The following is a 21,344-nucleotide window of genomic DNA, read 5'->3' as shown; positions in this document are numbered from 1 at the left end:
TATGCTCAATAACTATTATTGGCAATGATGGTTATAGTTACAAACGTCACGTATAGTTGGTCACCATGACGATCAAGGACCCGCTCTCCGCCGAGGTGGTGGCGCTGCTCGGGCGCATCACGACCAGCTACATCGGCGAGTACGAGACGGCGGCCGCGCGGCAGGGCCTCACACCGCAGCAGGCCAAGGCGCTGCTCGCGCTCGACGAGGCGCTGCCGATGCGCCGCGTCGCGGAACGCGTCGGTGCCGAACCGTCCAATATGACGGGCATCGTCGACCGGCTTCAGGCACGCGGCCTCGTCGAGCGGCGGGCCGACCCCGACGACCGGCGCGTCAAGCTCATCGCCGCGACCGACGCGGGCAAGTCGGTCGCCGCGGAGCTGCGTGGTGACCTCCGGTTCGCGAGCGATCCGCTCGTCGCGCTCACCGAACCCCAGCGCCGCACCCTGCGCGATCTCCTCCAGCTGATGACGGAGTCGCTCTAGCCGTCCGATTCGGCGTGGTACCGTCCGCTCGACGTGTGCGGTCGTGAAGTCCGGTGTGAATCCGGCGCTATGCCGTAACTGTGAGGCCTCCCGGCCGAGCCAGATCTCACCGCCACGTCGACGCCATCCGCCTCCGGTACAGAGGTCGCGGCGACCCGCGCGGCCGGGGGCGCTGTCCTCGTGTGCCGGGTGAGAAGACCTGGGGTTACCGATGATCCGCGCCCGGCTCGCCTTGCCGGCAGTCCTGCTGTCGTTGTTCACACTGGTCGGCTGTGCCGGCCGGGACCCCGCACCCGCCCCTGTTTCGTCTTCGGCGCCGGGCACGCCGCAGCGCATCGTGTCGCTGAGCCCGGCGACCACCGAGACGTTGTTCGCGATCGGCGCGGGCGCGCAGGTGGTCGCCGTCGACGACCAGTCCGACTTCCCGGCGAACGCGCCGCGTACCGCGCTGTCCGGGCTCACCCCGAGCGCGGAGGCGATCGCCGCGTACAAGCCCGATCTGGTGGTCGCGTCCGCCGACACCGGCGGCCTGGTCGGCGCGCTCGGGAAGCTCGGGATCAAGGCGCTGGTGCTGCCGTCGGCGAGCACGCTGGACGAGGCGTACGGCCAGATGACGACGCTGGGCAAGGAGACCGGCCACGCCCCCGACGCGGACCGGCTGGTGACGGGGATCAAGAACGAGCTGACGGCGCTGGTCGCGGCGACGCCGAAGCCCGCCGCCCCGCTGAGCTACTACCACGAGCTGAGCCAGGACTACTACAGCGCGAACTCGCACACGTTCGTCGGGCAGGTGTACGGCCTGTTCGGGCTGGCCAACGTCGCCGACAGCGCGCCTGCCAGCGGCGGGTATCCGCAGCTGTCGGCCGAGTCGCTGGTGAAGGCGGACCCGAAGCTGATCTTCCTGGCCGACACCAAGTGCTGTAAGCAGGACGCGGCCGCCGTGGCCGCACGCCCTGGCTGGGCGGCGATCAGCGCGGTCAAGAACGGCAACGTCGTGGCGCTCGACGACGACATCGCCTCGCGGTGGGGTCCCCGTCTGCTCGACTTCGCCAAGGCGGTGGCCGCGGCGGTCACCAAGGCGGCGCCGGGTGCCCGCTGAGCGGCTCACCCGGCTGACCGCGCCGCGGCTGGTCGTCGCGGTACTGGCGCTGGTCGTCGTGCTCGTCGCGGCGATCTGCGTCGGCGCGGCAGACCTCGGCTGGCACCGGGTGCTGGCCGAGTTGTGGGCCCAGGTGAGCGGGACGACGTCGCCGCTGGATCAGCGTGAGGCCGACATCCTGTGGCAGCTCCGCGTGCCCCGGGTCGTGCTGGCCGGGCTGGTCGGCTCGGCGCTCGCCGTCGCCGGGGCCGCCTACCAGGGCGTGTTCCGCAATCCGCTGGCCGACCCGTACCTGCTGGGCGCGGCGGCGGGTGCGGGGCTGGGCGCGACCGTCGCCGTGGTGTTCGCGCCGGAGGCCCGGACGTGGATCGTCGGCCCGATTCCCTTGGCCGCCTTCGTGGGCGCGCTCGCGGGCGTCGGCCTGACCTGGCTGCTCGGCCGGTCGGCGAGCGGTCCGGGCACGGCGATCCTGCTGCTGGCCGGGGTCGCCGTCGCGGCGTTCCTGACGGCGGTGCAGACCTTCGTCCAGCAGCTCGACACGAACACGATCAAGCAGGTCTACACCTGGATGCTGGGCGGGCTGAACACGTCCGGCTGGCAGGACGTGCTCATCACGCTTCCGTACCTGGTGCCGTCGGTGATCGTGCTGTGCCTGTGCTCCCGGCTGCTGGACGTGCTCGCGCTGGGCGACGACGAGGCCGTTTCGCTGGGCGTGCGCCCCGGCAGGGTGCGGCTGGCGGTGCTCGGGGCGGCCTCGCTGGCGACGGCCGCCGCCGTGTCGGTCAGCGGGCTGATCGGGTTCGTCGGCATCGTCGTGCCGCATCTGGTGCGGCTGCTGGCGGGCGCGAGTTACCGGGTGATCGTGCCGCTGTCGCTGATCGGCGGCGGGATCTTCCTGGTGATCGCCGACGAGATCGGCCGCACGGTGATCGCGCCGGCCGAACTGCCACTGGGCGTGATCACCGCGTTCACCGGCGCGCCGTTCTTCGTGCTGGTGCTGCGCCGCAACCGCGGGAAACTGCGATGACCGGCCTGCTGCTGCGCGGCGTCGGCGCGGGTTACGCGGGCAAGCTCGTGGTCCGCGGCGTCGACGGCGAGGTCCCGGACGGCGGCTGGCTGACCATCATCGGTCCCAACGGGGCGGGCAAGTCGACGCTGCTCAAGGCGGTCGCCGGGCTGCTCCCGCACGTGGGGGAGATCCGCGCGGGCGCTCGCCCGCTGCGCGCGTTGCCCGCGCGCGAGCGCGCCCGGCTGATCGGCTACGCCCCGCAGACACCCCAACTGCCCGATGGGCTTTCGGTCACCGATTACGTCCTCTTAGGACGGACGCCACACCTCGGATTCCTTGCCAGGGAAGGCCGTCGTGACCTCCAGCTGGTGTCCGAGGCGCTCGAACGGCTTGACCTCGGCGCATTGGCCGCGCGCCCGTTGCACGCCCTGTCCGGCGGCGAACGGCAACGGGCGGTACTGGCCAGGGTGCTGGCCCAGCAGCCCCGCGTCCTGCTGCTCGACGAGCCGACGACCGGCCTCGACATCGGGCACGCCCAGGCGCTGCTCGAACTCGTCGACCGGCTGCGCGCCGAAGACGGCACCACGGTCATCGCCACGGTGCACGACCTGACCTTCGCCGCGCAGTACGCGGACCGGTTGCTGCTGCTGAACGGCGGTTCGGTGGTGGCATCGGGAACCCCGTCGGCGGTGCTGACCGCGCCCGCCGTCCGCGAGCATTACGCGGCCGACGCGGAGATCCTCACGACCAGCGGCGGCGAGCTCGTCGTCGCCCCCAGCCGCGCTCTCAATCGAGGGCCATCGTCTTAGCTTCCGGACGAGGTCGTGCGCCGGAGACACGCTGGGTCAGCTGGATCGCGCAGAGCACGATCAGCCCGATCACGATGATCATCACTGGGATGGCGAGCGGGGACAGGCCGCTGACCCCCAAGCCCACCAGCGCGGGAAAGGTCGCGTTGCCCGCCATGGCCGCGGTCAGCAGAATCGAGCTGATGGTGTGCGAGGTGGGCATGGCCTGTGCCATCCAGACGAAGGCGGTCGGGAAGATCGGGCCGATCGCGAAGCCCGTGAGCGCGAAACCGGCCGGGCCCAGCCCCGGCAGCATGGTGACGCCCAGTCCGCACATGCTCAGCGCCACGCAGCTCGTGATGAGCAGCCGGGGACTCAAGCGGCGCCCGGCGAGCGGGATGACGACGCGTCCGATCGCCAGCCCCGCCCAGAAGAGAGCGGTGTAGGCGGCGGCTTGGGCTTCCGGGTGACCGGCGGCGACGAGGAACGTGGATTCCCAGGCGCCCGTCGCGCTCTCGATGCCCGCGTAGAAGAAGAAAACCGCCGAGAAGCCGATGATGACGGGAAGGTATGTGCGGATCGGCGCGCTTTCCGTGGCCTGCCGGGATTCGATCAGGCGCCCCGAGCCACGCGCCACCAGCGCCGGGACGCAGGCCACGGCGGCGGCCGCGAAGACGATGCCGAGGCCGCTGGTCTTCGCGGTGCTCGCGGCCAGTGGACCGAGGATCGCGCCGATGCCGTAGACGGCGTTGAGCAGATTCAGCACGAGCACGTCATGCTTGCCGAACCCCGACGAGAACGCCGTGTTCAGGAAGAGGACCAGGCCGCCGAAGCCCGCTCCGGCGACGCCCGCCGCCGCGAGGAAGAGGGGCCAGACCGGAGCCACGCCGAGGCCCGCGGTGCCGACCGCGAACGCCAGCAGGCTCCCGGTGATCGCGTGGACCGGATGCACGCGCTTACCCGCGATTCCGCACACGAGCACGGTCACCATCGAGCCCGCGCTGTAAACGCTCACCGGCAGGCCGGACGCCGCCACGCCGATACCGAACCGCTCGGCCGTGAACGGCGCCGCGGCGCCGAGCAGCGCGGTGACCAGGCCCATGACGAGCATGCAGAGCGCGGCGCCGGCGAGCGCGAGGCGGACACGTGCACTGGTGATGGCGTAGCTCCTTTCGTTCTCAGGCGATCCGGTAGGCGGCGGCGCCGTTGTGCAGGAAGCGGGCGCGGCCATGCCCGTCGGAGCCGACCAGCGAAAAGACCTGGTGACTGCCGGAGGTCGGCTGGGTAGTGATGATCGCGTGCTCGTTGAGCCGGACGACCTCGACACGTTCCTCGGCGCCAGTGAGTGAGCGAAAGGTGAGGAACGCGCGGTCCTGCTCGCTGCTGAGGGTGATGCGATACCGGGTGGAGCGGTAGATGCCGCACATCCGGTCCACATCGAGCGCGGCCGGGTCCGGCGGCGGCACGGGCAGCGGCGCCGTGTCGACACCGGCGAGGTCACGGAGCACCCCACCGAAGATCTCGTGGGCCAGCGGCTCGCCACCCGTGCTGTTGGTCAGCACGGCCACCGCCACGCCCGCCGACGGAACAACGCGCAGGAATGCCTTCTGCCCCTTGGAAACCCCGGTATGGCCGACGACGCCACCGGGATAGCGCATCCAGCCGAGTCCCCAGCCGATCACGCCGCCGCCGAAGTCCGGAACGGACTCGACCTCGGGCTCGCGCAGCGCCGCCAGCGCGGGATCGCTGAGGTGCAGCCGGACGAACTCCAGCAGGTCACGTGCGCTGATCGCGAGATGCGACCCACTGGGCGTGGAGCTGTAGGAAACCGCCCACTCGTTCGTCGGCACGACCTCCTCGCCGGTCTGGACGTGGCCGACCGCGGCGCGGTGCAGGATCGCCTCGTAGGTGTCGGTGGCCACCGTCCGCAGCTCCAGCGGAGTCACGAGCCGTTCACGGAGCACTTCGCGGAAAGGCTTGCCCCGCACCACTTCCACCAACCTCCCGAGCACCACGTACCCGCTGTTGGAGTAGGAGAAGACAGTGCCAGGCGGGAGGAACGGCTCCGCTTCGCCGAGCACGTCGACGAACTTCTCGATCGCGTCATCGTTGCGCCCGGTATCGAAGACATGGTTGCCAAGCCCGCTGGTATGGGTGAGCAGTTGACGGACAGTCGGCGACACCGGATCACCAGGCCGGAAGGCAGGCAGGTAGTCGCGAACGGACCGATCGAGATCTAGCAGGCCCTCGTCGGCGAGCTGCTGGATCAGCGTGGCCGTCCAGATCTTGGTGATCGAGCCGATCTTGAACACCGAGTCCGTAGTGGCCTCGACCCGCGTCCGCAGGCTCAGCACCCCCGCGGCCTCATCCTCGATCTCCCCGCCGGCCAGCACGGCGACCTGCGCCCCCGGCACGCTGTACTTCTCGATGAGCCCGCCCAGATTCCACCCCATCCCGCCAGGCTAGTAGTTCAAGACCAAACTGACCGGCGTGGACATTCGGGCCCTGCTGACCAAGCAGGCGGAGATGCTGCGCATGTTCGCTATCTCGTAGCCGTGGGGCGAGCTGCTCGCCGCCTTGCCCCGCCTGCGCACTGGCCGTCGGACCTGCGCGGACGATGCGCCGAGGCCTTCGCTCGGATCGACCGGAAACTGTCCGACCTGCCATCGGTACGTGGATCATCCAGCCCCGTGTTGCTGCACGGCGGTCTCCACCTTGGCAACGCACTGGACGGTGGTCCCGGACGCGGCTTGACCGCGATCGACCCGAAGGCCTGCGTCGGTGACCCGTGCTTCGACGCGGTGGACTACGTGGTGACTGGCGCCGGGCACGAGGGTGTCTCGGCCCGCGCAACACGGGTCGCGGAGGCGTGTGGTCTCGATGGTGATCTGGGTGCAGGGTGGTCGCGCCGATGGTGGCCGTCGCGGAGCTCTCACCTACTACAGTGCCGAGCCGGTGATCGATGAACTGCTCACCCTGGCTGATTCGTGAGTGTTGCCGAAGGCGCGGGAAGCAACCCTGGGTTTTGGGTTTGTCGGGGTCGGATCTAGGGCGGTCCCGTATGGAAATTTCCGCTCGTGGGGTCGGGTGGTGTTTGTGCTCGCTGCGGAAATATCCATACGGACCGAGGGCACGGTGGTACAACGCCGCTTGGGCTCGCCGGAAACCTCAGGTGGTACTTGCTGCTTGCCTGGGCGTTGGGTCGGGCTGTCGTGGTCGTGGTGTGCGATGGCGGCAGGGAGGGTGGTCCGGCCGAGATCCTTTGAGCGTTCGGCCTGGGGTGTTTTGGTTGTTGTGTGGGATATTCGGCCGCTGAGTGGCCGAATATCCTGCAGAAGACCGGACGGGTTTCTGTGCCAGTGCCGGTGGGCCTGGGTGTAGCTTGAGTACGCGGCGGCGGCACTTCTGGTGCTTAGGGCGCGGCTGCTGCGCCGGAAGCGAGTAAAGAGGATCTGCCTCGATCGGTTGGGCTTCCCACGCCTGCGGCGGGGTTCAGGTTCGGGTGGTGTGCATGGTGTTGCGGCGGGGCGCCCGTGCAGGGTCGATGAACGCCGGTGGGATGAACTCGGGGTATCCGTCGCTGGCGATGCGTACCTCCCAGTCGCTGTTGTGGATCAGTCGGTGGTGCTTGCCGCAGAGCAGCACGAGATTATCGATGCGGGTTTCCCCATGGTGTGCCCAGAAAACGATGTGGTGCGCTGTGCATTGCTGTGGCGGCGCATCACACCCCGGGAAGGCGCACCCGCCATCCCGGATCGCGAGGGCGCGGCGTTGCGCCGGGGTGGCGAGGCGTTGAGCCCGGCCGACATCGAGCGGTTCGCCGTGGGAGCCGAGGGTGACGGGGATGACTTTGCAGTCGCAGGCGAGTATCCGTGCGTCGGTGGCGCTGATGTCCCCGACTAGATCGAGGCAGGCGTGTCCGATTCCGGTTTTGAGTTCGTCGAGGCCGAGGGTGACTACGACGTGGACGCTGTCTCCGGCTTGGGTGGGGATGTCGGGGTTGCCCATGCCGATGCGGACAAAGGTGGCGAACGCATCCCCGAGCCGCTCCCACTGCGAGCGTGTGTCCCGGCCTTCTTCCTCGGATGTCGGGCGGGGTTTGGCGAGTGGGTCGAGGGTTGCTTTCAGTCGGGCGATGGTTTCGGCGTCGGTTTTGATCTTTATGCCGTGGGTGCCGTCGCGGTGGGTGACGAACCCGAGTTCATGCCGAGGCGAGGATTTGTCCTTGCTCGGCCTCCAGGCGCCGTTTCTCTCGTTCGCGGGCGACGTAGGCGAGCAGCAGCGTGTCTTTGTCGCAGCGCCACCACTCGGGTGGTGCTGCGGTGTCAGGACTTTCGGTGCTGATCATGCATTCCACACTACGCGAATCTAGAGTCATATGCCACTAGACACGCCGGGCTGGTCGACCCAGCGCCCAGGCGGGCAGCCAGTACCGGCCGGGGTTTCTGGTGAGCCACAACGAAATCTGACCACCGTGCCCCGGTCCGTATGGATATTTCCGCAGCGACCCCAAACACCACCCGACCCCGGAGCGGAAATGTCCATACGGGATGTCTTTAGATCCGACCCGGTAACCAAGAGCAAAGGCGACCCTTCGAGCAGGCGGTAGCCGGTCGGCCCGGCGAGCTGACTGCGCGCGTTCGTAGCGGCCGCCGATCTCGACGCCAACAGGCGGAGTCCACAGAGGACAAATCGAGCGGAGGTGCTGATCTCGCACTAGGCTCGCGGGCGGAGCGAGTGAAAGCAGGGGATGAATGCTCGATATCGATGGCCTCACCTGGACGCTCACGATCGGACTAGTGCTCGCGCTGCTCGCGATCGACCTTGTGCTGGCCGCGGTGCGCCCGCATCGGGTGGGCTTCGGGGAGGCGGTCGCCTGGTCGGTCGGGTACATCCTGGTCGCGGTGGCGTTCGGGGTCTGGCTGACGCTGGCGCATGGTGGTGACTTCGGCACCCAGTATTTCGCGGGCTACATCGTGGAGAAGAGCCTGTCGGTCGACAATCTCTTCGTGTTCGTGATCATTATGAGCACCTTCGCCGTGCCGGAAGAGCATCAGCACAAGGTGCTCACGTTCGGGATCATCGCCGCGCTGATCATGCGTGGCATCTTCATCGCGCTCGGCGCGACGTTGCTTTCGCTGTTCTCGTTCATGTTCCTGTTGTTCGGGCTGCTGCTGATCTACACCGGTGTGCAGCTGTTCCGGCATCGCGATGAGGATCCGGACGTCGAGAACAACGCGATCGTGCGGACCGCGCGGCGGGTGCTGCCGCTGTCGGCGGAGTATGACGGGGGGAAGCTGTTCACGATCGCGGACGGGAAGCGGGTGGGGACTCCGCTCGTCGTGGTGCTGATCGCGATCGGCGGGATCGATCTGCTGTTCGCACTGGACTCGATTCCGGCGGTCTTCGGTATCACCGACGAGCCGTATCTGGTCTTCGCGGCGAACGCGTTCGCGTTGCTCGGGCTGCGGGCGCTGTACTTCTTGGTCAAGGGGCTGCTGGACCGGCTGGTCTATCTGTCGGCGGGCTTGGCGGTGATCCTCGGGTTCATCGGGGTGAAGCTGATCCTGCATTGGGCGCACGTCGACATCGACACCCGGGTGCCTGAGATCTCGACGCCGTTCAGCCTCGGTGTGATCATCGGGATCCTGCTGGTGGTGACCGTGGCGAGCCTGGTCAAGACCCGTCGCGATCCCGATACCAAGGCGCACCCGGGCTCCCTGCGCGCGCAAGACCGGCCCGACTGAGCCGGTCCGCGCGTACGGCAGGTCAGCCGCTGCTGGCGGCCGACCAGACGTCGAAGGGCAGCGCCAGCACCGAGGCGCCCGCGTTGACGGTGTACCGGCTTCCGGTGTAGTTCGTGCCGGAATACACCACCACCACCCACGATCCCCGCTTGTTCCACATCGAGCGGATCGGGACGCCCGTGTTGCTGGTGGACTTCTGCCACAAATAGAACCCGCCGCCGTAGCCGGTCCCGGTCCAGCCGCAGTAGGCGTCGGTCACGGGATCGCACTGCGCGTGGGACATCGGGGCGGCGACGGCCGAGTTCGCCAGTGACAGGCAGAGAATCGCCGGGGCGACTTCGGCCAACCGCGCTAGCGCAAGGCCGTGAGTTCCGCTTTGGCCACTTCGGCTTCGGTCAGGCCCAGCTCGGTGTAGATCTCGATCGCTTGGCCGTAGTGGCTGCGGGCGGTGGCGAAGTCGGTGTCGGACGAGGCGGCGCGCGCGAGGCCGTGATACGCGCGGGCGACCTGCTCGTGGCAGCCGGTCCGGGTCGCCACGGCCAGTGCTTCGGTGTGGTTCGCGCGGGCGGTCGCCACGTAACCGCAGGCGTGGCAGGCCTCGCCGAGGCCGTTGAGTGCCCAGGATTCGCCGTCGCGGCAGCTATGCACTCGGAACAGGTCGAGTGCGCGCCGGTGGTGGGTGGCGGCGTCGACCGGGTGGCCGCTGCTCGCCTCGGCCCTGCCGAGGCCGTCGATCGCCCATGCCTCGCTGCCGCGGTGCCCGAGCTGGCTGAACAGGTCGGCGGCTTCGCTGTGCAGCCTGCGGGCGTCGGCCGTCCGGTGCTGCCGGGTCGCGAGTTCGCCGAGCCCGATCTTCGCCCAGGCCTCGCCGAAGCGGTGACCGGCGCGCCGGTGCAGTGCCATGGCTCGCCGCAGGTGCTCGTGTCCTGGCTCGTCGCGGCCGATGCGGGCCTCGATCGTGCCCAGCCGGGTGAGCATGTGCGCCTGCCCGGTGACGTCGCCGAGCGTCCCGAGCATGGTCAGCGCCCGGGTGTAGTAGGCGGCCGCCCGGCGGTACCGGCCCGCGCTTTCCTCGAGCATGCCGACGTTGCCGACCGCCCGTGCCTGGCCGAGCAGGTCGCCGGTCTCCCGGAACAGGGCGTGCGCCGCCCACATGTCCGCGGCGGCGGGCCCGGTCCGGCCAGCCTGCATGTGCATGGCGCCCAGCGCGATGAGCGCGGTCGCTTCGGCGGTGTGGTCACCGAGTATGCGCGCGGCTTCCTTGGCGTAACCATGGATGGCCAGCGCGGCCGTTTCGCGGTGCCCGTCGAGGTAGCGGAACAGCAGCGAGGACAGCGTCACCGCGTGCTCGGGCATGCCGTGACCCGCCGCGTGGGCGGCCAGTGCCTGGACGTTGGGTGATTCGGCGTCCAGCCAGTCCCGGGCGGCGGCGTCGTCGAAGGCAGGCAGCGCGGCGGCCGGTGCGGCGACCGCGGGCCGCCGATGGGCTTCGGCGGGGTAGAGGCGGTCCATCGCCGCGGCGATGGTGGCGAGGTAGTAGTCGTAGACCCGGCTCAGTGCGGGTTCGTCGCCGATCTCCGCGGCGTAAGCCTTGAGAAGCTCATGCATGCCGTACCGGTAGACGCCGGCCGGGTGGACGAGGTTCGCGCGGGCGAGCGCGTCCAAGTCGGCCTGCGCCTGATCGACGTCGTCCCCGCTCAGCGCGGCCAGCGCGTACGCGTCGAACAGGGGAGCCGGATGATGGCCGAGCAGCGCGAACGCGCGGATGGCCTCCTCGCTCAGCTGCCGCAGCGACCACGAGAACACCGCCCGCACCGCCGCACGCTGATCGCCGCCGCCACTGAGCAGGTCCAAGGTGCTTTGCGCCGCACGGAGTTCGTCGACCAGCCGCGACAGCCGCGAGCCCGGCCTGGAGCCCGCGAGTTCGGCGGCCAGCCGCAGGGTCAGCGGCAGCCGGACACACCGCTCGGCCAGCTCCGCCGTGGCCTCCGGCTCCGCGTCGACCCTCGGGCCGATCAGCCGTCGCAGCAGCCCGACGGCGTCCGCGGCGGGCAGCCTGTCCACCGTCACCCGGTGCGCGCCGTGCAGCGCGACGAGCCCGGCGAGCGAATCGCGGCTGGTGACCACCACGACGCAGGTGTGCGTGCCGGGCAGCAGCGGGCGGACCTGTTCCGCAGTCGCCGCGTTGTCCAGCACGATGAGCATCCGCTTGCCAGCCACCTCGGTGCGGAACCGGGCGGCGCGCTCGACCGGCATCAGCGGCATCCGCGCGCCGTCGGGCAGCAGGGCGTCGAGGAACGTGGCCAGCGCGTCGGTCGACGGCATCGGCTCGCCGGGTTCGTAACCGCGCAGATCCAGGTACAGCTGCCCGTCCGGGAACCGGCTCCGCACCCGGTGGCCCCAGTGCACGGCGGTCGCCGTCTTGCCTGCCCCGGCCGTGCCGGTGAGGCAGACGAGCCCGGTGGTCACCCGGTCCAGCTCGGCCAGCTCCTCCGTCCGGCCGGCGAACGCGGCGACGTCGGCGGGCAGCTGCGCGGGGACGGGGGAGGAGGCGCCTTGGGGCGGCAGGTCATGGCGCAGCACGGCCTCGTGCACGGCGGCGAGCTCCGGCCCGGGGTCCGCGCCGAGTTCTTCGCGCAGTACCAAGCGAATCCGCTCATAGTGGGCCAGTGCGTCGGCGCCACGATTGGCCGCATACAGGGCGCGCATCAACGCCGCCGCGGCCGTCTCCTGCAACGGGTACTCGTCGCTGAGCGCCGTGAGTCGGCCGATGGTCGACGCCGCCTCACCGGCGTTGATCTTGGCCTCCGCCCAGGCGACGACGGCGGCCGCGTGGTCCTGGCGCAGCGTCCGGCGGGTGCGCTCGGCCCAGTCACCGCGCACGCCTGCCAGCGGTTCGCCGTGCCAGAGCGCGAGCGCGGCCTCCAGCGCGGCGGCGTCGGCGGTGTGCTCGTGGAGCGCGCGCCGGAAGCGGAAGACGTCGACCTGCTCCGGCTTGACGGCGAGGCGGTAGCCGCCGGAATCCCGGGCCACCAGCGCGCCGCCGGGCTCGGCTTCTTCCAGCGCGCGGCGGATGCGGGTGATGTGGGCTTGCAGCGACCGGCGCGCCTGCTGGGGCGGAGTCTCACCCCAGACCCGGTCGATCAGCATGTCGTCGGCGACTGTGCGACCCGCTTCGAGCAGCAGCACCGAGAACACGGCCTGACGGCGTGGCTCCCCGATGGGGACGGTCCGCCCGCCCGCGTGCACCCGGACCGGTCCCAAGACCCGGAAGTCCACCTCATACCCCCTGCCGGCGAGCGCACCCCACCCGAACGTGCCGACAGGATGCATCCTAAGGCCGACATTTGGTCCACCACAACACAATCGCAACATTTCCTCAGCCGGGCGCGGTCAGGATCCCTTGAATGGCAAGGAAAAGAAAACGAAGAGCGCCGGTATCCCGTCGGTGGGCAACCACTTGTCGCGGGTGGTGACCGAAGTGGAGCACTCCGTCGACCGGTCGCGTTTCCGGGTGCTGGGCCCGCTCGAGGTCATCCGGAATGGGCAGGACCGGACCCCGAAGCCGTTCCAGCAACGGGTTCTGCTCGCGATCCTGTTGCTCAACGCGAACAAGCTGGTGACCACCGACGCGATCATCGACCAGATGTGGGGATCACGCCCGCCGGACTCGGCACGGGCGGCCGTCCAAATGTACGTGTGCGGAATACGCCGATCGCTGGCGGGCGACGGCGACCCGCGCGAGCACGCCGTGCTCAAGACATGCCCGTCGGGCTATCTGCTCGTGGCCGCGCCGGGACAGCTCGACGTGTCCCGGTTCCGTGCGCATCTGACGCGGGCGCGGGGCCTGCTGGACACGGGCCGGTGTGTGGACGCCGCGGCGGAGTTCCGGCTGGCGTTGTCGCTGTGGCGCGGACGGGTGCTGGCCGATCTCGCGCGCTGGCCGGAGTACGACCGGTACGCGCGCTACCTCGAAGAGGAACGGTTGTCCGCGCTGGAGAGCCGGATCGACCTGGATCTCGAGCACGGCCCCGACGCCGGTCTGATCGCCGAACTGGAGCAGCTGTGCGCGTACCACCCCTATTGCGAGGGTTTCCACCGGCGGCTCATGCTGGCCTACTGCCGGTCGGGCCGCCGGGCCGAGGCGCTCGACGTCTACGCGCGTGCTCAGCGTGTCCTGCGCGAGGAGGTCGGAATCGAGCCTGGCCAGGCGCTTCGCGCCGTGCAGCGGACGATTCTCCAGGACGGTGGTCAGGAAAGGCGCCAGTCGAACCGCCGCCGGTAGTAGGTGAGCGGACGGCCCGGCGCGAGGTCGCCGTCGCGGATGTCGGCGACGAGGATCGCGTGGTCGCCTTCGTGGATCACCCGCCTGACCGCGCAGCACAGGTAGACCGGCACGCCCGCCAGGCGCGGCGTCCCGCGGTGCCAGTGCCACTGGAGGTCCGCGAACTTGTCACCACCGCGTCCGGCGAACGTGCGGGCCACCGTCTCGTGGCCGGCCCCGAGCAGGTGCACGCCGAACCGCTCCCGGTCCATCAGCGCCGCATAAGACCTGGTCGACCGGGCGATCGACACCAGCAGCGACGGCGGGTCGGCGCTGTAGGAACAGAGCGAGGACACCAGCAGCCCGCACGGCCGCCCGTCCGCCCCGCGCGCGGTGACGACCGCGAGCCCGGTCACCAGGCGGCTCATCGCTTCGGTGAACAGCTCCCTCAGAGAGGAGTCCAGTGCGGGCTGGATGGACATGGCTCACACCCCGACGCGGGCGCTGTACGCGCGCTGGCAGGAATCCAGCCGGTCGCGGGCGTCCTCGTCGTCGGTCGCCGTCAGCACCGCCTGGTAGTCGGCGATCGCCTCGGCCAGGCTGCCGCGCTCCTGGTGGATGACCCCGCGGTTGTAGCGGAAGGCGGGCTGGTCGGCGAGCGCGACCGCGTGGTCCAGATCGGCCACCGCGTCCCCGGTACGGCCCGCGTCGTAGGCGAGCCCGCCGCGCAGTGCCCACGCCTCGGCGAGCTTCGGGTCGGCCTCCAGCGCGGCGGTGAGAGCCTCGATGGCCGCCCTCGCGTCACCCTGCTCGGCGAGCAGGCTTCCCTTGAGGCACAACAGATGCGGGTTGCGCGGGGCCAGCTCGAGCCCGGCGGTGACGTCCTCCCAGGCGCCGGCCAGGTCGTCGCGGTCGCGCAGCATGCCCGCCCGGTTGATCCGCGCGTCCACGTGCGCCGGGTCGAGTTCGATGACGTAGCCGAAGTCGGCCAGCGCCTGCTCGTCATCGCCCAGCTCGCGGCGGGTGTCGGCCAGGTTGTAGTAGCACTCGGGAAACGGCGGGTCGAGGCTGAGGGCGTGTTCGTAGGCCCGCAGCGCCTCGGTGTGACGGCCCAGCTGGCGCAGCAGGTTGCCCACGTTGAAGTGGTGCTCGGAGAACTCAGGGTCCACCTCGATGACCGCCTGGTAGTCGGCGAGCGCCTCCTCCAGCCGTCCCATCATGGCCAGCACCTGTCCCCGGTTGTAGCGCAGCACGCTGCGGTGCAGCGCCTGCTCGTCGGGCCCGAGATCCCGTTCCAGCTCCGCCATGCCGTCTTCGAGCAGGCGCAATGCCTCCTCGGGCCGCTTCTGCCGCACCTCGATCAGCGCGAGTCCGTTGCGGCTGAACACGGACTGGAACACCCGCTTCTTGGGTTCCTCCAGCAGGGTCGCGATCGCGATCGTCTGGTTGATCCACGCGCGCGCCTTGTCGAAGTCGCGCTCGCCGTCGGAGTAGTGGCGGGCGTAGAGCATGGACAGCGTGTACGAGACGTTCATGTGCACGCCCGGGTCGCTGGTCGCGGCCCGCGCCTCGTGCAGGATCGCCTCGGACTCGGCCGCCCGGCCCAGCGAGGCCATCGACACCGCGGCCTCCTCGCCGAACCGCCACCACAGTTCCGGGTCGGTCTCCTTGCCGACCAGCGCGCGGCCGCGCAGCGCGAGGTCGGCGGACGCGTGGTAGAGGCCGATGTTGCGGCAGTGCTCCATGGCCAGCCGGACCGCGCGCACCCCCAAGCCGCGCGGGTCGGTGCCGTGCTCGGCGTGATAGGGGATCGCGCCCAGCCGCAAGGAGAACTCATCCCGCTCGGCGAGCACTCGCGCCCGGTCATCATGCAGCGCGGCCCGCTGCGGCGCTGGCAACCGCAGGTAAGCCTCGCGCAGCCGTGGGTCGTCGCTCACCCCATCACCGTCCACATAGGACTTGGCGAGCGCGGCGACCTCGTCCTCGGTGACAGCGGCGGCGTCATCGGACTTAACCGCCTCGACACGCCGTGCGTGTGCGGCCAGCGAGCCACGCAGCGACACCGGGGTCTCGCCGGGCGGGTCGGCGAGCGGCCCGGTGCCGGTCCCGACGACGAGTGTCAGCAGTGGAAGGTCGCGCCGCCGCAGCAGCACCGCGAGCAGTTCCTGGTCGCTGGGGTCGGCCAGGTGCGCGTTGTCGACGATCAGCGTCCGCGGGCCGTCGTCGAGCGCGGCGAGGTAGTCGCGGAGGATCTCGGCGAACCCGTTCGCCACGTTGACCGTGTGCAGGCGCGAGAAGTAGCGGGTGCGCTCACCTTCGCCGACCGTCCACTCCAGACCGACCCACGCGGTGGGGATCGTGTCGATCAGCTCGGGGGCGGCCGAAAGCAGCTCGGTGTTGTGGCGTGGCCCCAGCTCGGGCAGCCGGGTGAGCAGGTCACCGGCGATCTGCCGGACCAGCGTGCCCGCGGCGGTGTACGGCCCGCGCAACCGGCGGTGCGCGTCGATCGAGGCCAGCACCGGGGGCAGCGCGAGCCCGGCGATGGTGCGTTCGCGGTCGCGGCGGCGCGCCCCGGCGACCCAGTGGTGCGTGCGCATCTGAGGTCCTTTCAGCTGATGACGTGGTCGAAGCGCCGTTCGCGGCGGCGGTCGCGCCGATCCCGGACGATCAGCCAGCCGAAGACGGCGACCTCACCCAGGAAAAGGAGCAGGAAAACGATCGAGTCGAGCCGGTGCGTGACGCTCGCGTCACCACTGAAATGCCCGAAAACCCCGGCGAAGGTTTGGTAGGCGATCGGGATTCCGGTGAAAAGCACGGTGGAGACGCTGACCGTGTACCCGGCGACGATCAGCCAGGAATACCAGCGAGCCGCCTTCCGGTCGGCCGGATGCCACCTGTCCGGATCGGACAGACGATCGGGCCTGCCGCGCAGTTCGTGCCACCGGTTGGCCAGCGCCCGCTTGGCGGTCGTGTGCAGGTCGACGCACCCCAGCACGGTCGAAATGAGCACGTAGACGTCGGTGCGCAGGTAGAAGAAGAATTGCCAGACCACACGCATGAGCGCGGCGAACACGATCGCCAGGCACAGCTTGCCGGTGAAGGACAGCGCCCCGTTGTCCCGGGTGAGATCCGCGGCGACGGTCAAGATCGCCACCCCCAGCAGATCGGCGAACATCCCCGCGAGAATGGGCAGGTACCGTTTCCGGCGGGGGACCGCGACCAGCCCGTCCAGCGACGTCTCCAGCACGATGAAGTACAGCCTGCGCCCGACGGTCAGCGTCGAGCGCACCCCGATCCGCCGGCCCGCCAGCGCGTGGAACGCCTCGTGGATCAGCACCAGCGGGATCGCGACGGCGAACAGCACGACGTCGATGAGCGTGTAGTAGTCGGTGAAGAAGATGTTGCGTGGATGCGGCACGAGATCGGGACGCAGCACCGTGGCGATGATCGCCCACCCGAACACGACGGCGTAGAGCAGCCAGGCCGCGGGGGAGAAGACCGCGCCGCCGAGCCGCTGCCAACGCAGGGGCTTCGTGACGACGGCGGCCTCTTCGGCCGCGCGAAGGAAGCCGAGTTCGTCCAGGCATTCGAGCACGTCATCGATGTCGACCTTCTCGCCGTATTCCGTTGAGTACCAGGTCCCGGCCTGCGCCGGGGTCATCCCGGCCGCGAGCCTGCGCACCAGCGCGGCCCCGTCGCGGGGCAGGATCGCGTAGGAGTCGACGTCCTCACGCCCGACCGTGACCTCCTCGCCTTCGTCGAGGTAGACGAGCGAGTGGAGCGCCAGCGGCCGGTGCTGGTCGAATCGGGAATCGGTCACATCCATGCCTTCTCGCGTTCGTGGTGGTGGCGCCGGGTGCGTGCGTGGTGCGCACCCGGCGCCCACGGGGCTGTGCGTCAGGACGGCTTGACGACGTACTTCTTGCAAGCGGCCGCGGTCAGGCGGACGGAGCCGGCCTTGCGGATCTGGATCTTCTTCATGGGTGCACCTCCCCCCGGGATGTCCGAACAGCGGGTCGGGGACGACGATGTCCGACCGCGCCAAAGCGCCGCCAACATCGCGCCAACGCGTCCGCCCGGCCTCTGGGCGCGGGGGTTCTGCTCGTTGAGGGGTGGTCGGCGTGCGCGGGTGACCTTGTCCGGGCATGCTCGCTTGAGGTGAGGTTGCCCTCGAGTGCTTATTACGCACCCAATGGCACCCTCGCTTCATGCCTGGCATCAGCGAGGGCAGAGACGCGACGTCGTGGCCACAACGCCGCTTCGGCTCACCAGAAACCCCGGCCGGGTACTTGCCGCTCGCCTGGGCGTTGAGTCGGGCTGCTTCGGCCGGGCGGGTGGGCGATGGTGGGTGGAAGGCCAGCGGTGGGGTGGTTTGGTCCGCCCTGCTTGAGAAGCCGGGCCGGGCCGGGGCGGGGCGGGGTGGCGGGCTTGGCCGGGCGGGCTTGGCCGGGCGGGGTGGTGCCGTGGCGTGCGGGGGTTTCGGCCGTCGAGTGGCCGAGAGCCCCGCGCACTATCCGGTCAGGCTCTCTGCCGATGGATTAGGCCGGCCTGATCGCGCCGCGACGTGGCCGGTTCCGTACGTGCGCGATGCTGGGGTGCGGCACTGAACGTGCTGAAGGAGATCGGTAACCGGGCGGTCCGTGGTGGACCCTGTTTGGCCCTCTTCGAGGGCTTGTGGTCGGGCTCAGGTTCTGGTGCTGTGGAGGGTGTTGCGGCGGGGTGTGCGCGCGGGGTCGATGAACGCCGGTGGAATGAACTCGGGATATCCGTCGCTGGCGATCCGCACCTCCCAGTCGCTGTTGTGGATGAGCCGGTGGTGCTTGCCGCAGAGCAGCACGAGATTGTCGATCCGGGTTTCCCCGTGGTGAGCCCAGAAAACGATGTGGTGGGCGGTGCATTGCTGCGGCGGTGCGTCGCAGCCGGGGAAGGCGCAGCCGCCATCGCGGATCGCGAGCGCGCGCCGCTGTGCCGGGGTGGCCAGGCGTTGAGCCCGCCCCACATCCAAGGGCTCGCCATGAGAGCCGAGGGTGACTGGAATGACTTTGCAGTCGCAGGCGAGCAGGCGTGCTTCGGTGGCGCTGATATCGCCGACTAGATCCAGGCACGCCCGCCCGATGCCGGTTTTGAGTTCGTCGAGGCCGACGGTGACCACGACGTGCACGCTGTCCCCGGCCTGGCTCGGGATCTTCGGGTTGCTCATGCCGATGCGGACGAGGGTGGCGAACGCGTCCCCGAGACGTTCCCACTGCGAGCGGGTGTCCCGGCCTTCTTCCTCGGACGCGGGGCGAGGCTTGGCGAGCGGATCCAAGACGGCCTTGAGGCGGGCGATGGTTTCGGCGTCGGTTTTGATCTTTATGCCGTGGGTGCCGTCGCGGTGGCTCACGAACCCGAGTTCATGACGCGGCTCCGCCGGATCGGGATCCTTCGGCTCCCGTCCGTCCGGATCAAGCCGGTCGCGCAGGTTCTTCGCGGCGTGACTGATCTGCCGAGGCCCAGCGGTCCGCGCCAGGTTGATCAGGATCTCTTCCCCGGCCTCCCGATCCTCGGCTGAGACTGTGGGCGGGAGTGCGCCGAGGGCGGCGATGATCGGATCCAACTGCGCCGCACCGAGATCCCCATTCAACGCCGCCACGGCGGCATGCGGGGCCAGCGCCGGAATGCGGGTGCCGCCATCCTGGCGCGGGTTGAGCGCACGCGCGCGATCCACGCGAGCTTTGGCCTCGGAGTGCTTGATCTGCACCCAATCGACCAGCATCCCCGGCAACGTGGCGTAGCCGGTCACCTCCTTCACCCCACGAGACTCGATCTCGGCCAGGATTTGTCCCTGCTCGGCCTCCAACCGCCGTTTCTCTCGTTCGCGGGCGACATAGGCGAGCAGCAGCGCATCCTTCTCGCAGCGCCACCACTCCGGTGGTGCTGCGGTGTCAGGACTATCGGTGCTGATCATGCCTTCCACTCTACGCGTGTTCAGAGTCATATGCCACTGGACACGCCGGGCTGGTCGACCCAGCACTCAGGCGGGCAGCAAGTATCGTCCGGGGTTTCCGGTGAGCCACAACGGAATCCGACCACCGTGCCCTCGGTCCGTATGGATATTTCCGCGGTGACCCCAAACACCACCCGACCCCGGAGCGGAAATGTCCATACGGGATGTCTTTAAATCTGACCCGGCAAACACTTCGGTCGCTACCCTGCAAATCCGATGCGGACAAAGGAGAACCTTGCGATGACCGTGAGCCGATTACGCCACATCCCCGGCATCGGGGTGGACATCATCGGCGACGCCGCCGACGCGTTGGCCGACCCTGACGTGCTCCGCCTGGAGAACCTCGACACCGACCTCCGCCCACCGCGATCAGCGCTCGAAGCCACCCACACCGCCATCGACGACGACGCCGCCAACAGCTATCTTCCGTTCCAGGGGCACGGCTCCCTGCGAGAAGCCGCCACCGCGCATGTCGGCCGGATCGCCGGTCGCGTCTACGATCCCGCCACCGAATGCGTGAGTGTCGCGGGTGGACTCAACGGCGTGCTGAACACCTTGCTGGCCACCGTCGAACCCGGCCAGGAAGTCGTGCTCACCGACCCGGCCTACGCGGGACTGGTCAACCGCATCCGGCTCGCGGGCGGCGTCCCGCGCTTCGTCCCCGCCGAACCCAACGGTGACAAGGGCTGGTCCGTGGACCCGGAGCGCCTGGCCGCGGCCGTCGGCCCGGCGACGGCCGCGGTCCTGATGATGAGCCCGTCCATGCCGACCGGTCTCCTGCTCGACCACCGCCACTGGGCAGCACTCGCGCCCGCCTGCGAGCGGTACGGCGCCTGGCTGATCTACGACGCCGCCATGGAACGCATCCGCTTCGACGGCACGCCGCCGGACCATCCCGCCGCGCACGAGGGCTTGGCGGACAAGGTGATCACCGTCGGATCGGCGTCGAAAGAGCTGCGCATGATCGGGTGGCGGGTGGGCTGGGTGGTCGGCCCGGCCACCATCATGGCCGACATCCGCCTGGTGGGCCTGACCAATGTGGTCTGCCAAGTCGGACTGGCCCAGCAGGCCGTGGCCGCGGCCCTCACCGCTCCGGACGCCGACGCCGACATCGCGGCCGCGACCGCGGAATGGCGCCACCGCGCGGAAACCGTCGTCGCGCAGCTGGACGGTTACCCGATCGTGCGGCCCCACGGCGGCTGGTCACTGCTGGTCGACACCGCGCCGCTGGGCACCAGTCCAGCCGAGCTTTCCCGGCGGCTGCTGCGGCTCGGCAAGGTGGCGGCCACGCCGATGTCCGGGTGGGGACCAAGCGGTGATCACTACCTGCGGCTCGTGTTCGCCAACGAGCCGGCGCATCGCCTCGCCGACCTGCGTGCCCGGTTCGAGGCGTCACTCGGCTGAGCGGCGGTCGCGGCCGACGGCCAGAGCGATCGCGGCCAGTGCGAACAGGGCGACCGCCGCGTTGCCGATCGTCAGGAACATCTTCTGGCCATGGCTGGCGGCGTCCATGTTGAGCAGGTGGAAGAAGAAGTGCGGGACGGCGAACGCCAGGTACGCCAACGCCGCGGGCACGACGAAGTGGGTCTTCGGCTTGACCAGGGCGATGCCGAGGATGAGGGCGAGGCCGAGTGTCGCGCCGCCGAAGTCGCGGGCGAAATGCTCGCTGAACGGGGGCGTGAGGTCCACCGTGGGGAAGTTGTCGTAGAAACCGCGCGGGAAGAGCTGGTTCCACCCGCCTACGACGAGTTCCTCGCCGAACGGGATCAGCAGGGCCAGGCGGATCGTGAGGTTGTTCATCGGGGTCCCTTCGTGTGGTGATGATCAGACTCGGTAGCCCGGCGAGATGTGACAGCGGATCTCGCAAAATGTTTGATGAATGGGTTTCCGCAGGTCGTGTGACATCGATGTCAGCGCTCTCGGTTTCTGTCTTCTTTGTCGCCTTGACGGCAGGAACCACCCGGCA

19 protein-coding genes are annotated in these 21,344 nt (G+C 69.6%); 8 read left to right on the top strand and 11 right to left on the bottom strand.

Annotation, left to right across the window (positions count from 1 at the left end; translation table 11 throughout):
• Positions 1 to 65 precede the first annotated feature (65 nt).
• The 4 genes from BLV57_RS07215 (at position 66) to BLV57_RS07200 (ending at position 3,402) form a co-directional block, all read left to right on the top strand.
• Positions 66 to 485, top strand: coding sequence for a MarR family winged helix-turn-helix transcriptional regulator (locus BLV57_RS07215; RefSeq protein ID WP_091287942.1), 420 nt, complete (start codon positions 66 to 68; stop codon positions 483 to 485).
• A 211-nt stretch (positions 486 to 696) separates the two neighbouring features.
• Complete coding sequence (locus tag BLV57_RS07210) at positions 697 to 1,584, top strand: ABC transporter substrate-binding protein (RefSeq protein WP_091287702.1); 888 nt, start codon at positions 697 to 699, stop codon at positions 1,582 to 1,584.
• Positions 1,574 to 2,611, top strand: a complete 1,038-nt coding sequence (locus tag BLV57_RS07205; RefSeq protein WP_091287701.1) for a FecCD family ABC transporter permease — start codon at positions 1,574 to 1,576, stop codon at positions 2,609 to 2,611. Before BLV57_RS07210 ends, BLV57_RS07205 begins: the two co-directional genes overlap by 11 nt.
• The gene (locus BLV57_RS07200) at positions 2,608 to 3,402 is read left to right on the top strand and encodes an ABC transporter ATP-binding protein (protein WP_091287700.1); all 795 of its coding nucleotides are present in this window, start codon (positions 2,608 to 2,610) and stop codon (positions 3,400 to 3,402) included. Before BLV57_RS07205 ends, BLV57_RS07200 begins: the two co-directional genes overlap by 4 nt.
• On the opposite strand, the gene BLV57_RS07195 is transcribed toward BLV57_RS07200, so the two are convergent.
• Positions 3,380 to 4,492 carry an MFS transporter gene (locus tag BLV57_RS07195; RefSeq protein WP_281244388.1) on the bottom strand — a complete coding sequence of 371 codons (1,113 nt, stop codon included), beginning with the start codon at positions 4,490 to 4,492 and terminating at the stop codon, positions 3,380 to 3,382. The genes BLV57_RS07200 and BLV57_RS07195 overlap by 23 nt on opposite strands.
• Before the next feature lie 67 nt (positions 4,493 to 4,559).
• Positions 4,560 to 5,834: a serine hydrolase domain-containing protein gene (locus BLV57_RS07190; RefSeq protein WP_091287698.1), complete on the bottom strand. Its 1,275-nt coding sequence runs from the start codon at positions 5,832 to 5,834 to the stop codon at positions 4,560 to 4,562.
• 102 nt (positions 5,835 to 5,936) lie between these two features.
• Here BLV57_RS07190 and BLV57_RS44475 point away from each other — a divergent pair, with 102 nt between their 5' ends.
• Entirely contained in the window at positions 5,937 to 6,347 is a 411-nt protein-coding gene (locus BLV57_RS44475; RefSeq protein WP_245757189.1) for a phosphotransferase, read from the top strand.
• 526 nt (positions 6,348 to 6,873) lie between these two features.
• Here the strand turns inward: BLV57_RS44475 and BLV57_RS44325 are convergent.
• Together BLV57_RS44325 and BLV57_RS43875 are read right to left on the bottom strand one after the other, a co-directional pair.
• Entirely contained in the window at positions 6,874 to 7,539 is a 666-nt protein-coding gene (locus tag BLV57_RS44325; protein ID WP_425425964.1) for an HNH endonuclease signature motif containing protein, read from the bottom strand.
• A 43-nt stretch (positions 7,540 to 7,582) separates the two neighbouring features.
• Positions 7,583 to 7,729, bottom strand: a complete 147-nt coding sequence (locus tag BLV57_RS43875; protein ID WP_245757188.1) for a hypothetical protein — start codon at positions 7,727 to 7,729, stop codon at positions 7,583 to 7,585.
• A 406-nt stretch (positions 7,730 to 8,135) separates the two neighbouring features.
• Between BLV57_RS43875 and BLV57_RS07175 the strand changes: the two genes are divergently transcribed.
• Positions 8,136 to 9,128, top strand: coding sequence for a TerC family protein (locus BLV57_RS07175; RefSeq protein WP_091287696.1), 993 nt, complete (start codon positions 8,136 to 8,138; stop codon positions 9,126 to 9,128).
• Positions 9,129 to 9,150: 22 nt separating this feature from the next.
• Here BLV57_RS07175 and BLV57_RS07170 read toward each other — a convergent pair whose 3' ends face one another.
• A complete protein-coding gene (locus BLV57_RS07170) occupies positions 9,151 to 9,474 on the bottom strand; it encodes a peptidase inhibitor family I36 protein (protein ID WP_091287695.1) in 324 nt (107 codons plus the stop codon).
• Between the two features lie 5 nt (positions 9,475 to 9,479).
• Complete coding sequence (locus BLV57_RS07165; protein WP_091287941.1) at positions 9,480 to 12,407, bottom strand: AfsR/SARP family transcriptional regulator; 2,928 nt, start codon at positions 12,405 to 12,407, stop codon at positions 9,480 to 9,482.
• Positions 12,408 to 12,531: 124 nt separating this feature from the next.
• Here BLV57_RS07165 and BLV57_RS42775 point away from each other — a divergent pair, with 124 nt between their 5' ends.
• Complete coding sequence (locus tag BLV57_RS42775) at positions 12,532 to 13,413, top strand: AfsR/SARP family transcriptional regulator (RefSeq protein WP_218134626.1); 882 nt, start codon at positions 12,532 to 12,534, stop codon at positions 13,411 to 13,413.
• Here BLV57_RS42775 and BLV57_RS07150 read toward each other — a convergent pair.
• From BLV57_RS07150 to BLV57_RS07135, 4 genes are all read right to left on the bottom strand, one after another.
• Positions 13,380 to 13,874 carry a flavin reductase family protein gene (locus BLV57_RS07150; RefSeq protein ID WP_091287693.1) on the bottom strand — a complete coding sequence of 165 codons (495 nt, stop codon included), beginning with the start codon at positions 13,872 to 13,874 and terminating at the stop codon, positions 13,380 to 13,382. The genes BLV57_RS42775 and BLV57_RS07150 overlap by 34 nt on opposite strands.
• A 3-nt stretch (positions 13,875 to 13,877) precedes the next feature.
• Entirely contained in the window at positions 13,878 to 15,989 is a 2,112-nt protein-coding gene (locus BLV57_RS07145; RefSeq protein WP_091287692.1) for a tetratricopeptide repeat protein, read from the bottom strand.
• 11 nt (positions 15,990 to 16,000) lie between these two features.
• Complete coding sequence (locus BLV57_RS07140; RefSeq protein ID WP_245757187.1) at positions 16,001 to 17,212, bottom strand: hypothetical protein; 1,212 nt, start codon at positions 17,210 to 17,212, stop codon at positions 16,001 to 16,003.
• Positions 17,213 to 18,076: 864 nt separating this feature from the next.
• A complete protein-coding gene (locus BLV57_RS07135) occupies positions 18,077 to 19,339 on the bottom strand; it encodes an HNH endonuclease signature motif containing protein (RefSeq protein ID WP_091287690.1) in 1,263 nt (420 codons plus the stop codon).
• Positions 19,340 to 19,618: 279 nt separating this feature from the next.
• On the opposite strand from BLV57_RS07135, the gene BLV57_RS07130 reads away from it, so the two are divergent.
• Positions 19,619 to 20,782, top strand: coding sequence for a pyridoxal phosphate-dependent aminotransferase (locus BLV57_RS07130; RefSeq protein ID WP_091287689.1), 1,164 nt, complete (start codon positions 19,619 to 19,621; stop codon positions 20,780 to 20,782).
• Here BLV57_RS07130 and BLV57_RS07125 read toward each other — a convergent pair.
• Positions 20,771 to 21,178, bottom strand: coding sequence for a hypothetical protein (locus tag BLV57_RS07125; protein ID WP_091287688.1), 408 nt, complete (start codon positions 21,176 to 21,178; stop codon positions 20,771 to 20,773). The two genes, BLV57_RS07130 and BLV57_RS07125, sit on opposite strands and share 12 nt — an antisense overlap.
• Positions 21,179 to 21,344 lie beyond the last annotated feature (166 nt).

This window comes from Amycolatopsis xylanica (assembly GCF_900107045.1).
GTDB lineage: Bacteria > Actinomycetota > Actinomycetes > Mycobacteriales > Pseudonocardiaceae > Amycolatopsis > Amycolatopsis xylanica.
Note: the sequence above shows the minus strand (reverse complement) of the source record. Positions and strands in the feature narration are given on the sequence as shown.